The organism is Rhizobium sophorae (assembly GCF_013087515.1).
Classification (GTDB): Bacteria; Pseudomonadota; Alphaproteobacteria; order Rhizobiales; family Rhizobiaceae; genus Rhizobium; species Rhizobium sophorae.
The window spans coordinates 60078-72701 of record NZ_JABFCN010000057.1 but is presented as its reverse complement, the minus strand read 5'-3'; the positions used below and the strand labels follow the sequence as shown (position 1 = coordinate 72701).

At 59.9% G+C, this 12624-nt stretch carries 13 protein-coding genes and 1 tRNA gene; 10 read left to right on the top strand and 4 right to left on the bottom strand.

What is annotated here, in order from left to right:
• Positions 1 to 40 precede the first annotated feature (40 nt).
• The 3 genes from G9X64_RS30715 (at position 41) to G9X64_RS30705 (ending at position 4496) form a co-directional block, all read left to right on the top strand.
• Positions 41 to 117: transfer RNA gene (locus G9X64_RS30715), tRNA-Arg, on the top strand.
• Positions 118 to 538: 421 nt separating this feature from the next.
• Positions 539 to 2440 carry an adenylate/guanylate cyclase domain-containing protein gene (locus G9X64_RS30710; protein ID WP_171378049.1) on the top strand — a complete coding sequence of 634 codons (1902 nt, stop codon included), beginning with the start codon at positions 539 to 541 and terminating at the stop codon, positions 2438 to 2440.
• 184 nt (positions 2441 to 2624) lie between these two features.
• Positions 2625 to 4496, top strand: a complete 1872-nt coding sequence (locus G9X64_RS30705) for an adenylate/guanylate cyclase domain-containing protein (RefSeq protein ID WP_168307901.1) — start codon at positions 2625 to 2627, stop codon at positions 4494 to 4496.
• A 299-nt stretch (positions 4497 to 4795) separates the two neighbouring features.
• On the opposite strand, the gene G9X64_RS37180 is transcribed toward G9X64_RS30705, so the two are convergent.
• The 3 genes from G9X64_RS37180 to G9X64_RS36825 form a co-directional block, all read right to left on the bottom strand.
• Positions 4796 to 5047, bottom strand: a complete 252-nt coding sequence (locus G9X64_RS37180; RefSeq protein WP_312864197.1) for a hypothetical protein — start codon at positions 5045 to 5047, stop codon at positions 4796 to 4798.
• Positions 5044 to 5202 (bottom strand): hypothetical protein, encoded by a 159-nt coding sequence (locus tag G9X64_RS36830; protein ID WP_168307624.1) that lies wholly within the window; start codon positions 5200 to 5202, stop codon positions 5044 to 5046. Before G9X64_RS36830 ends, G9X64_RS37180 begins: the two co-directional genes overlap by 4 nt.
• 244 nt (positions 5203 to 5446) lie before the next feature.
• Positions 5447 to 5872 carry a hypothetical protein gene (locus G9X64_RS36825; RefSeq protein ID WP_168307900.1) on the bottom strand — a complete coding sequence of 142 codons (426 nt, stop codon included), beginning with the start codon at positions 5870 to 5872 and terminating at the stop codon, positions 5447 to 5449.
• 278 nt (positions 5873 to 6150) lie between these two features.
• Between G9X64_RS36825 and G9X64_RS30690 the strand changes: the two genes are divergently transcribed.
• Entirely contained in the window at positions 6151 to 6738 is a 588-nt protein-coding gene (locus tag G9X64_RS30690) for a hypothetical protein (protein ID WP_168307899.1), read from the top strand.
• A gap of 85 nt (positions 6739 to 6823) precedes the next feature.
• On the opposite strand, the gene G9X64_RS30685 is transcribed toward G9X64_RS30690, so the two are convergent.
• A complete protein-coding gene (locus G9X64_RS30685; protein ID WP_168307898.1) occupies positions 6824 to 7525 on the bottom strand; it encodes a class I SAM-dependent methyltransferase in 702 nt (233 codons plus the stop codon).
• Positions 7526 to 7786: 261 nt separating this feature from the next.
• Here G9X64_RS30685 and G9X64_RS30680 point away from each other — a divergent pair, with 261 nt between their 5' ends.
• From G9X64_RS30680 to G9X64_RS30655, 6 genes are all read left to right on the top strand, one after another.
• Positions 7787 to 8107, top strand: coding sequence for a hypothetical protein (locus G9X64_RS30680; RefSeq protein ID WP_168307897.1), 321 nt, complete (start codon positions 7787 to 7789; stop codon positions 8105 to 8107).
• A 188-nt stretch (positions 8108 to 8295) separates the two neighbouring features.
• Positions 8296 to 8667, top strand: a complete 372-nt coding sequence (locus G9X64_RS30675; RefSeq protein WP_168307896.1) for a cell surface protein — start codon at positions 8296 to 8298, stop codon at positions 8665 to 8667.
• A gap of 154 nt (positions 8668 to 8821) precedes the next feature.
• Entirely contained in the window at positions 8822 to 9127 is a 306-nt protein-coding gene (locus G9X64_RS30670) for a hypothetical protein (RefSeq protein WP_168307895.1), read from the top strand.
• 440 nt (positions 9128 to 9567) lie between these two features.
• Positions 9568 to 10239, top strand: coding sequence for a class I SAM-dependent methyltransferase (locus tag G9X64_RS30665; protein ID WP_168307894.1), 672 nt, complete (start codon positions 9568 to 9570; stop codon positions 10237 to 10239).
• Between the two features lie 19 nt (positions 10240 to 10258).
• The gene (locus G9X64_RS30660) at positions 10259 to 10894 is read left to right on the top strand and encodes a TetR family transcriptional regulator (protein ID WP_168307893.1); all 636 of its coding nucleotides are present in this window, start codon (positions 10259 to 10261) and stop codon (positions 10892 to 10894) included.
• Positions 10895 to 11201: 307 nt separating this feature from the next.
• Complete coding sequence (locus G9X64_RS30655; RefSeq protein WP_003545036.1) at positions 11202 to 12083, top strand: aldo/keto reductase; 882 nt, start codon at positions 11202 to 11204, stop codon at positions 12081 to 12083.
• Positions 12084 to 12624 lie beyond the last annotated feature (541 nt).

The window sequence follows — 12624 nt, the reverse complement described above, 5'->3', positions numbered from 1 at the left end:
TAGAGGATCGCCACGCAAGCGGCACCGCCGCATTTTGCACGCACCCGTAGCTCAGCTGGATAGAGCACCAGACTACGAATCTGGGGGTCAGGAGTTCGAATCTCTTCGGGTGCGCCATTTCCAACTTACCATGCCTTCAGGTTTCGCCCTCGGTCACGAGCTGGTCATTTGGGTCGCATCGCATTTCAGTTCTTTTTCCCATGCACATCCTTGTGCCCACCCAAAGAACATTCTCGGTCATCTAAAGTAAGAGGGATTTCCGGCATGGCGGTAACCTGGTGTGCCGGCGAGCACCAGAGCGGGAGTTCGCGCGCGCTTTGACAGGGGCCGACATCGCTTCAGCATCGAGCGCGACCTCACAATTATGCCCGACATGAGGCGTGTTGCCGTCCTGCTGGATCGGCCGTGGAAGAGCCAATTGCACCCAACGCGGCCACCCAACGGCTCACCTTTAGCATCTGCTATTTTCCCGACATGATTGCGCCGGATTCTAAGCGCTACAATCAGCCTTGCGGTCAACAGGGAGTGGGGGCTTCCAATGCAACGCAGGCTGTCGGCGATCCTCTCGGCTGACATCGTCGGCTACACCCGTTTGATGGAAATCGATGACATCAGCACGCTGAGCCGCCTCAAGTCGCTGCGGCATGACTTGGTCGACCCCTGTATTGCTGCTCACAACGGACGGATCGTCAAGCTGATGGGTGATGGGATGCTGGTGGAGTTCGCCGGCGTTGCCGATGCCGTAAGGTGCGCGACCGAGATTCAAAGCAGGATAGCTAGAATCGAACCCCAGCAGGCCCAGGACCGCCGTCTCGTATATCGCATCGGGGTCAATCTTGGCTACATCATCGTCGATGGTGACGACATCCATGGTGACGGGGTTAACGTCGCGGCGCGCCTGCAATCCCTTGCCGATCCCGGCGGGGTCGCGATCGCTGGCATCGTGCGCGAGCATATCGGTGGCAAGTTGGGGGTCGACGTCGAGGATTTCGGCCAACATTCCGTGAAGAACCATGAGAGGCCCATACAAGTCCACATGGCCCGCTTCGGACACCCATGGCAGGATTCACCGCCGAAGCGGCCTGTGGCGGGGGTCACCGCCGAAGGCGAAGGCGTGTCTATCGCGGTGCTGCCATTCACCAACATGAGCGGCGATCCGGAGCAGGAATACTTCAGTGATGGCATCACCGAGGACATCATTACCGATCTTGCGAAAGTGTCCGCGCTCAGCGTCATCGCCCGCAACTCAAGCTTTATCTACAAAGGTCGCGCCGTGGACATGAAGCAGGTGGGACGCGAACTCGGCGTGCGGTATGTGCTGGAAGGCAGCGTGCGCAAGGCCGGAAACAAAGTGCGCATTGCGGCTCAGCTTATCAACGGAACGGATGGCCGGCACGTGTGGGCGGAGCGGTACGATCGCGACCTTGAAGATATCTTCGCGCTGCAGGACGAAATCTCCAAGCACATTGTCGACGCGCTTAAGGTGCGGCTCCTCGCAAAGGAGCTTGAGACTATCACCAAGCGGGGAACCGACAATCCGGAGGCCTATCAAATTTATCTGATGGGGCGGTCGTGCTTTAACCGCGGACACGAATCGAGAAGCATAAAGGCAGCCCGGCGTCTGTTCGCGAACGCAATCGACGTCGACCCGCTCTATGCGCGGGCTTATGCCGGGCTGGCCGATTGCGACTCCTACCTTCTGCTCGCCAATGATCCGGCTGCCACATATGACAACATCATAGACAACGCCAACCGCGCTCTGGAGCTTGATCCAGGTCTCTCCGACGCCCATGCATCGCGAGGCATCGCAATGTTTACCAAGGGCCTGCGGGCTGAGGCGGAGGCAGAGTTTGAGCTCGCCCTCGAACGAGATCCGACCTCTTTCGAGGCGAACTTCTTCCACGGGCGCAATTGTCACGCGCAGGGCCAGTTCGAAAGGGCGCGCGGCCTTTACGAGCGCACCATCGCCTTGAAGCCGGATGATTATCGGGCCTGGGACCAGCTGCGAGCAGTCCATATATCCCTTGGGCACCATCAAGAGGCAGTTCAGTCGGCACGAGAGTGCCTCCGGCTGATAGAAGGAGAGATTGCCGCACATCCAGACGAGCCGATCCTTATGTGCTACGGCGGCTGTTTGCTGGCGGATCTGGGCGAGATGGAGCGTGGAGCGTCGTGGGCGTCCCGTGCCGCCGCAATCGCTGGGGACGATCTCAGAGTGCTCTATAATCTCGCTTGTTGCTATGCGAAGCTCGGCAAACCTGCCGAGGCCATCGCCTGCCTTGAACGGCAGGCGTCCGGATCGCCCACCTATGTCGCGTCGGTCGTGGCCTGGATGAAAAAGGACAGCGATCTGGATCCTCTCCGGAACCATCCGCACTACCTGGCTCTCGCCGACCGGATGGAAGCTCAGCTCGCAGAGCCGCCTGGCCTTATTCCTTGACGGGACGGCTCCAGACGAAGTAGAGACCGGCGGACCGCCAATTGACGGACCGTCTCAATATTCACGCATTTATGAGCTGTAGTGATTACCGCTTCCCGAATTGCAGGACTAGTCTGAATGATCGCCGCACACTAATTGTTAGCAGTGCCGGCCGTGTGCCAAGCCACTCCGTTGGGAGGCTGAAATGCAACGCAAGCTCGCGGCAATCATGGCCGCTGACATCGTCGACTATAGCCGGCTGATGGCCGAGGACGAGTCTTCCACCTATGTGGAGCTGCGTACCGTTTTTGACCACCTGATCGACCCCACTGTCGCCCGCCATGGCGGAACCACCTTCAAAACGATGGGTGACGGCTTCCTTGCGATGTTCCCGAGCGTCAACGAGGCCGTTGATGCGGCACTTGCCATCCAGCAAGGTTTTGACGACGGGCCTTTCAAGCTGCGGATCGGCATCAACCTCGGTGATGTCATCGAGGATAATGGCGATGTCTATGGGGATGGGGTGAACGTCGCGGCCCGGCTTGAAGCCATGGCCGAGCCCGGCCAGATATTTGTCAGCGGCGCTGTGGTGATGGCCGCCGAGCGCAACCGCGGCGATCTGTTCGCCCGGCTCGGTCGCAGGCGCGCCAAGAATATTCCGGAGCTGCTTGAAGTGTACCGCGTAAGGCGGGCTGGCTCTCCCCGGTCGATCTGGCAGCAGGTGCCACATGTCCTGCGCTGCAGCGCGGCGCGCTGGTCTTATGGCGTTGCTGCCATCGCTCTCATTCTCATCGGCACCCAGATTTCACCCCTTCCGCTGGCAGCGATGGTGAGCGGCATCCCAACTGCACTCTCTCTAGACCAGACCCGTCGAGACCCCAGACCCTCGATCGCCGTCATGCCGTTCGCAACCATGAGCGGCAGCGGTAACCAGCCTTACTTTGCGGACGGACTGACCGAGGACGTGACCACGGCGCTCGCTCGTAATCCCGAGCTTCAGGTCATCGCCCGCGATTCCACTTATGCGGTGCGCGGTCAGGAAACGGATGTACGCAAGCTCGCGGCAAAGCTTGGCGTTGATTACGTGGTTGAAGGCAGCGCGCGCCGGGAAGGCGACCAGCTCCGCGTTTCGGCGCAGCTCATTGATGTAGGCACGGGGGCGCACTTGTGGTCGCACAGCTTCGACAAGAAGGTTGCTGACGTTTTCGCCGTCCAGAGCGAGCTCACCACGGAAATCGTCGCGCAGCTCGCGCCCTATATCGGTCGAAGCGAAGCGGCAGCGGCGGCGCTGCGGCCGACGGATAATCTGCAGGCCTATGATCTCGTCTTGCAGGCCCGCAACCGTTACCGGCACGGCGCCACTGACCATAACGCTATTCTCGATGCCCGTGTCCTGTATCAGCGCGCCCTGGAAATGGACCCGGCTTATGCCGCAGCCCGCGCAGGCCTTGCGCTGACCTATATCGGCGAAGTGGCGCAAAGGCCCGGCGGTCAGGCGGCCGCGCCCGAGCTGGATCTGGGTCTCAGTGAGGCGCGGCAGGCCGTGCGGCTCGATCCCAATCTCGGTTTTGGATATCAGGTCATCAGTTTCGGACTTGCACTGCAGGCGGACTATTCCGGCGGACTGCAGGCGGCGCAGCGCGCGGTCGAACTGAACCCCAACGATCCCGACAGCATGATGGCGCTGGCCAAGGCGCAGGTTCGGTTTGGAGAGTATTCAGACGCTGTCGCCAATGCCGAGCGGGCGCGCCGACTGCACCCTATGGCGCCGGAATATTATGCCTATGTGCATGGTCAGGCGCTTTATGCCGATGGCCGCCGCGAAGAGGCGGCCACGGTCATCAGCGAGTGTCTTGTCAGGGCGCCCCGCGATGCGAATTGCCTTCTCATCCAAGCCGCGTTGCAGGGTGGAAGCGGAGAGCTTGAAAAGGCGCAGGCTACCATGGCGAGCCTTGTTGAAGCCCATCCGGCATTTTCGCTGGAAGCGGAAAGGGCTTATCGCCGGTTCGGCGACAAGCCCTTGATGGAAGAGTTCCTGCAAGACCTGGCGAGAGCCAAAGCCCCGGAGACGGCTTGACGTTCCTGCCAGCGTCGCGGTTTTAGAAGTTCGTGGACTGAAAGCGACATGATCTCTGGGTCGCTGATCTGCACGCCGGCACGGTAGTGCCTCTTCCGTCTCCCAAGTCGGGCTGGCTGAAAGCGGTGACCGACCTTCGCGCGACCGGGTCAATTGTGACGAAGGGCGTCTGCGGAGGCAGCATTGTCTGGCCATTATGATGGCTGATCGCGTATAATCTCTGCGTCATCACGCTGGATGGCGGGCCGAGATGACCGCTCGCCGTCCAGCGCCAAATAGGCGCCGCACGGCGCGTGGCCTCATTCCTTGATCGGGATTCCGGCTTCGATCGCAGCGTCGATGAACGCCTGTCGCGCCTCTTCCCGGTTTCGTTTGCCCGCGGTGCCATAGGCCGTGAGGGAATTCCGATAGAGCAGGTTCATCTGATAGCTGTCGGCAAGGCCCGCAATGCCTTCCGGCAAATCGGCGCTGAGGGACCAGCGGACCCGCATGCCGTCTTCATCCCGCGACAGGACGGTCATAGTCTGGCGAAACGCGCCGCGCGCCGTCACCGGCGGGCGCCTGATTTGTCGAACCAGAATGACATATCGGTCTCGGTCGCTTTTTGAACGCGGTAGCTGCGCTCGACGCCGGTCGCTGGCGCGTAGCCGGGGATCGTGACGCCGCCGGCGGACCATGCCGGATGGGAGAGTATGAGGCCACGCAAAACCAGACGAATCTCTTCCAGTGCAGTGATGTCACGCGGGCATGGCCTCCGAACATTGAAGGTTGTGGCGCGCCATCCGGCTGCCGGCCGCGAGCTTATTGGCTGATGAAGAGAATGGGTAGTGCCAACGTTACAATAATCGTTTGCGCGAAATTGCTTCAGGTTTTCAAGATTGAGATCGGGAGATCAAGGTTAAGCACTTCTCATCGGCCGCTCCAATCTCTGCCCCAAGACAGCGAAGCAACTATTGAGCGGTCGGGTGGTCTCTCAAATAGTCTTCCCTTTCTTCCTTCCCGACCAAAGATGAGTAATAGCCGCTGCAAACCAGATATGAGCACTCATCCGGGTTGCCCGTTTGCCATCCCGGCTGGCAGAGTACAACGCGATGGAATTTGGCGTTGCAAAGTCCGTGGTTTGCTAAGAGCCGCGGATCGTTTCCGAAATATGCGCTTATGGCTTTCTCGCGAGTCCAGGCAGGAACGATTTTCCAATCAGCGTCACCGCCCTCATCGCTCACGTTGGCGGTCGCACAGAACGCCCAGTTAGATATCATGATCGGCTGATCGCAGGGAAAGGCTTGGACGGCACTTGCCAGTAAGATCGAAAACAATGCCGGCAATCGCCGGACGCAAACGACCACGCTCTTCTTCCCCATACCGCTTATTCGCATCGCGCTTCTACCCCCCGAGATTCATTGCAGCGATGCTAGCAGAAGGGACTGGATAATAGAAGATTACAACTAAGAATATTTTCCTAGTTCATGGATCGTTCTTGCGCTAGGTTTGCCGCTATTGCAACCACGGGTTGTTAGATGCTGAGCAAATTTTTTCTCAGGAATGAGGCGATGGCCCGGACGAGCTTTGGCCGTCACGCGCTGCATGAACGGAGTTCCCGCAACAGGCTCGGGAGGGCGGGCGGATACCGACCGACAACACGGGCGAGGGGCTGATGGCGGAATTCAACCCTCGCGACAAAAGCCGAACCAGTCAGGGAAAGACGCGGGCGATGGTGCGCAAGCATACCGCCCCGCCGAGCGGCACGGATGACGGCAGTCTTCGCTGGCAATGGTTCACCATTCAGCTGCTGGAATCTGCGGCCTTCACCACATTGAGTGCGAATGCCTGCCGCGCCTTCTTCCGCATCGTCATCGAGCACACGTCGCACGCCGGCTTGGAAAACGGCAAGCTTGTCGTGACCCATCCTCAGTTCGTGTCTTACGGCGTGACCGGCGAATATGTGGCCGATGCGATTGATGAGCTCGAATATAAGGGGCTGATAAAAGTTCGCCGCGGCCGGGCGGGCAGCGGGGTTGCGCATCCCAACCGGTTCAAGCTGACCTTTGTCGGTGACCATGAGGGTGCGCCACCGACGGATGAATGGAAACGATGCACGGTGGAAAGATGCCGGAAATGGTCCGAGACCGACCGCAAGATTGCCGCCGACAAACGCGGGCGCGTCGGCAGGAAGAAAAAAGCCCCACTTCGGAATCCCGAAATCCCCCCGCTTCGGGATTCCGAAATCCGCCGCGCTTCGTGAGCTGTCGACAGGGAGAAACGCTGAATGATTTCAATGCCCAACCAATTTCGGGATTCCGAAGTGCTATATAGATTCTGGTGAGGAGTTACTGTCGGAGGCACTTTGCCACGATCAGAAACTCCGTCTCCCGCCCCCCGATCTTCCCGGCCGAAACCGTGCGAAGCAGAAGGCCGAAAGCTTCATAGAGCCAATAAAGCGGGGGAATTCGGTCCTTGAGCGCATGCACCTGTGTCGACACATACTCGCCGACGAATACGACATCCATGCCGAGTTCTTTCAATGTCCCCGCAATCTCTGAATGGGATGCCTCTGCGGCGTGCTCGACGCGAAAGGGGGCATAACCCGGCTTTCCGGCGTTTTTCTGCCTGAGCACGTAGCGATAGAACAAGACGTGGGTCCACCAGGGCGTCAGATCGGTGAAGATCCCCTTGGCTGAGTTCAAGATCGGGCCCTTGACGAACACCAGTCCACCGGGAGACAGGGTGTCATGGGCTCTCAACAAGGCAGAGCGCGGGCTTTCCAAATGCTCGAGAACGTCCCAGAAGACGCAGGCGTCGAAGTGACGATCTCCATAGTCGATGGTTTGAGCATCGCCGAGGATCCGCTCAGCGGCGTCCTTGTTCTTCTCGAGCTGCTCCTTGGAGATATCGACAACGGTATATCTCGCTCCTTTCAAGGGGATATGCGTGCGGGAGCCGCCTCCGACCTCGAGGATATTTGTGTCTGTCTTGCTGGAAAAAGCTGATTGTGCGTGCGACAGCGCGTCGTTTACCCACGGCGAAACCATAATCTTTCTCTCCCGAAAAGATTAGCGTCTACGACTATAAGTAAGCATTAATATAATATTTAAGCAATATTTAAACTTTCGAGGCGCTGCCGTTCTTAGCCCACATGGCTGACAAGGATGGATATGCTGCTTACCCGTCCGGCCGGAGTTGGCAGGCGAGCGGCGGCTTTTGCCTCGAAGATCGGTTTGCCTAGTTTCGCGCAACCTTGCGCATGTATCCGCAGGTCTGGTGATTCAGAGGCGCTTCAGCCGGAGGAATGCATGACGGTGGGAATTTTTCGGGCTCTGGCTGCCCTGGCGATGATGACGGCCCTTGGCGGCTGCATCGACCATGCCAATGATCCCGTGCTCCTGGCGGTCGGCGTGCCGGTCAATCCGCCTGCTGTTGCGCACGGCCTTTGCATGACCGACGGCAACGCCATGTATGACGAGGCGAGGAAGCAGTATCAGCTGCGCGCCCAGCTGACCGGCTATGCCGGGGCGGATGAGTTGGAAGCCGAAACCACGGCGCGCGCCGCCGCCCATCGCCAATATGTCGCCTGCCTCTCTGGGCAGGGCTACCGGACATTATACGCGAATTGAGAACAGAGAATTCAGGTTCATCACCAGCGCCGTTGGAGCCCTTTCCTGATCGCGACTTTTCACGTTTTTTGGCGATTTAGTCACGCCGGATCGCCTGCAATCACGAGTTTTGGAATTGCGGTCGAGTCGCGGAACTCCGCTGGTCTGAACGGCATTCTACCGAGATAAATCCATAAGGAGGGTTTATCATGAAGATGTTCAGACTTGCCCCATCCACCGCCGCGCTCGGCGCCCTTCTCGCCCTCACGTCGATCATCCCCGCGCAGGCAGCACCCGTTCAGACGGTTCGGCCGCCTGCTGTCTCGGACGTAAAAGTGGTGCAATATAAATCACATGCCGGCACCTGGCATGGCTATCAGGGCTTTCGCACGGAGCGTCCCGGCACTCGCCGCCATTCCGATGGCTACTGGTATCCGCTTGCCGCCTTCGGCGTCGAGGCCGGCACCACGGGCTCTATCGCCCGCCTGCCGGTGAATAGGCCGGCAGCTCCGGAAATGTGCAACCCTACGTTTTCCGGATCGATCGGTCCGGGCAGCATGCCCTGTGATAACGGCTATTGAGCCGGCAAATGAAAAAGGCGGCGACGAGCCGCCCTTTTCTTGATCGGCCCGCCGCTCACATATCCGTGACCTCCGCTTTAGCCCCGTAGTATGTGACAGATCGCCTTCCTAACTCCGGGGCGTAAATTCCCCGAATCCTCCCAAGGAGACGAAAATGACCACGACTTTCAAGAACGGCCTGATCGCCGCTGCCTTCGGCGCAATCCTCGGCCTTTCGGCCTTCTCGGCCACGGCAGCTCCCCTCCAGTCCAGCGCGACAGAGCAGGGTGCAGCCGAGCGTCCAGTGGCCCAACAAGAAACCACGGTGCAGCACGACCGGCGCACGACCGGTTCGATCGGTGAGCGCAGCTCGGAAACTTCAGGTCCGATGACGCCTTACATGATGAACCCGAAGAAGCCGCTCAAGATGGATTGCAAGCTCGGCTTCAACCCGGGGAGCGGCTCCAGCTGCAACTACTGACGAGACGCTTGGCGTTTTCGCGATCATGAGCAGCCCGCGTTGGGCTGAAAGGGCGGCTTCCGAGCCGCCCTCAGTTTATGGACAAACCTCGCTCTCGCCTCGGCGTCATCCTCGGCCTTGTGCCGAGGATCTGCTGCGTATCGACCGGCTGTAGATGCTCGGGACAAGCCCGAGCATGACGAAAGAGAGGTTGTTCGCCTTTGGCCACCCCTTGCGTAGAGGTAGCGGCCAGCCGGAGACGGCATAACCTTCCCTAACTGCAGCGCACAGATGTTGCATCGAATGCAAAAATGCAATAAGTACGAAATCTAACAACTGTTGGCAGCGGTGTTGCGAAAAGCCGCAGCGACGAGCGATTGACGCCTCTGCCTTGGAATTGCCATGCTCGCCGCGATGGTCCTTTTTCAAAATCAATCGAATTTCAGACAGGTGGGATAGTCATGACTGCAAAGGCCGCATGCTCCGATTTCCTGCATTTTTTCCGCTCCTGGGTCAGTAACCCGCTTCGGGTAGCGGCGATCGCGCCGTCGGGGGATTCGCTTGCCAGGATCATGACCAGTGAAATTGCCGCACTCGACGGGCCGATTATCGAGCTCGGCCCGGGAACCGGCGTCTTCACCCGGGCGCTGCTGGCTCGCGGGGTAAGCGAAGCGGATCTGACCCTGATCGAGTACGGTCCGGAATTCATCTCATCGCTGCAGGCGCGTTTTCCGACGGCGCGTGTGTTGCAAATGGATGCCGCCCATCTCGCCCATGCCGATATTTTCGAAGGCGAACCGGTCGGCGCGGTTGTCAGTGGCCTGCCGCTGCTCTCCATGTCGCCGCGCAAGATCGCCTCGATCTTGGCCGGCGCCTTCGCCTATATGCGCCCCGGCGGCGCCGTCTATCAGTTCACCTATGGTCCGCGCTGCCCGGTGCCGCGGCCGATCCTCGACCGTCTCGGTCTGAAGGCGGTGCGCATCGGCGGCACGGTCCGCAACCTGCCGCCGGCCTCGGTCTACCGGATTTCGCGCCGCAAGCCGCTGGAACTGTCGCGCGAGCGCTTCAGCTATCGTGAAAGCGCGGCTGACATCGACGATGTCGCCGCCTTTTCCAACGAAACCGGCGGCTGAAGGATGATGCCGGACCGGAATGGCTGAGAACAAGCGGACGGAAACGACGGAAGGCAGGCGGGAACGCAAGCGGCGGCAGACGCGCGAGCGCATCGAGCAGGCGGCGATGAGCCTCTTCCTGCAGCGCGGCTTCGAGGCCACGACGATCGAGGACATCACCGAGGCGGCCGATGTCTCCAAACGCAGTTTCTTCGATTATTTCCCCTCCAAGGAAGAGGTGGTTTTCGCCTGGCAGGATGCCTTCGCCGATCGCCTGATGGCGGCAATCGCCGCAAGGCCGGCGGACGAATCCTCCGTCACCGCGGTCGAGGCGGCGATCACCGCAACCGTCATCGCGGCCGTCGACGAGCCTGGTCTGGCGCTTGGGGACCTCATCCATCGCACGCCGGCGCTGAAGGCCCGCGACCAGCTGAAATATGCCAAACTCGAACAGAAGCTCGCCGAGGCGCTGCTTCTGCGCAAGGGAGGGGATCCGCTTGAGCGGCCCCGCATGCGCGTGCTTGCGGCAACCGTCATCGGTGCGCTGCGCGTCGGGGCTGAGCTCTGGCAGCAGCGCCCGCCAAGTGCTTCGCCGCAGGATTTCGCCCGGGAGATTTTCGCCGACCTCTGGAAGATGCTGGCGGAATTCGGCGACGAGGCAAAGACCAGGCGTTGACGCGGGCCCGCCTGAGAATCAGTGCGCTCTCCCGACGCGTCGGTTCGATGTCGATGTTTCCGCTCATCCCTGCCATCAGGCCCTGTTATCGGAACCGGGCCGTCCTATATCTGCAAGCGTCGTAGCGGCCGCATTCTGATGATCCCGCGACAGCGGATCATCACCATGCCAGGCATCGCTTTCGATCAGCGCAGACATTCGCGCTCGAAGGCATCTCCGAAAGCCTCGGCATCCGTGCCGCGGCTGCTGGACCCGCCTCCGACCGTTCCGCCGATTTCAATGATTGATTGATAAGAGAGGAAAGACCATGTCCAGTTACAACGCAGCCAAATCAGGTACCTTCAAGATCGGCGGCGATATCGAGATCAATCGTCTCGGTTTCGGCGCCATGCGCGTCACCGGCAAGGGCATCTGGGGCGAGCCTTCCGATCATGCCGAATCCATCCGCACGCTGAAGCGCCTGCCGGAACTCGGCGTCAACTTCATCGATACGGCCGACTCCTACGGCCCCGATGTCTCCGAATGGCTGATCAAGGAAGCGCTGCATCCCTATGGCGGCAAGTCTGTCATCGCCACCAAGGGCGGCCTGACCCGCCACGGCCCCGATATCTGGCTGCCCGTCGGCCGTCCGGAATATCTGATCCAGCAGGCACATAAGAGCCTGCGCAATCTCGGCGTCGAGCAGATCGATCTCTGGCAACTGCATCGGATCGATCAGAAGGTGCCGGCCAAGGAACAGTTCGATGCGATCAAATCGCTGCTTGATACCGGCCTCATCCGCCATGCGGGTCTGAGCGAAGTGTCCGTTGCCGACATCGAAGCCGCCTCGAAGCATTTCAAGGTTGCCACCGTCCAGAACCGCTACAATCTCGTCGATCGCACCAGCGAGGACGTGCTCGATTACTGCGCCAAGCACAATATCGGCTTCATTCCGTGGTATCCGCTCGCTGCCGGCGACCTCGCCAAGCCCGGCTCGCTGCTCGATACCATCGCCAAAAAGCACAATGCAGCACCCAGCCAGATCGCGCTCGCCTGGGTGCTGAAGCGCAGCCCGGTCATGCTGCCGATCCCCGGCACCTCCAAGGTCAAACATCTCGAGGAAAACGTCGCAGCCGTCGACATCACCCTCTCAAACGAGGAATTCTCGGCCCTCGACGCCGAGGGCAGCAAGGTCTTCAAGGCTGCCTGACGAGGCGGGGAACGGAGAGGTCGCGGCATGTCCTCTTCTCCCCGCTGGGGAGAAGAGGAATCGAGAGGGCGCGGCATATCCCCTTCGCCCGTTTGCGGGGGTCCGAACGACGGGTCGAGATCCGTGGCTCGACCCGGTTGGTGCCGGCAGGCGGATAAGGACAAGTCCATCGGCGATCCCCGAGGCTACAATTTTCAGCACAATTTTGACCATCTGGTCAAACATGCTGCAAAATGAGGCGACGACCTGTTATTTTGAGGGCAAGCATTGCGTTCAGCGCATTGCTGCATTGCGGTATTTTCGCTATTCCGATTCAAAAGAATTGGCTATTACTATCTTCGTAAGCAGCGCACTCCTCCTCCCAGCGCTCTTACATCGGACTGACAACACTCCTCCTCCCAGTTGTCAGTCAGGATCAAGAGCCCGGCGCACCTCCTCCCGCGTCGGGCTTTTTTCTTTTTTCCCAAGTCTCTATTTTCTCATGCCCAAAAAGGCTTTCACCTCTCGCGGTTTGACTCGGCAAGCCCCGTCGGACTATTTG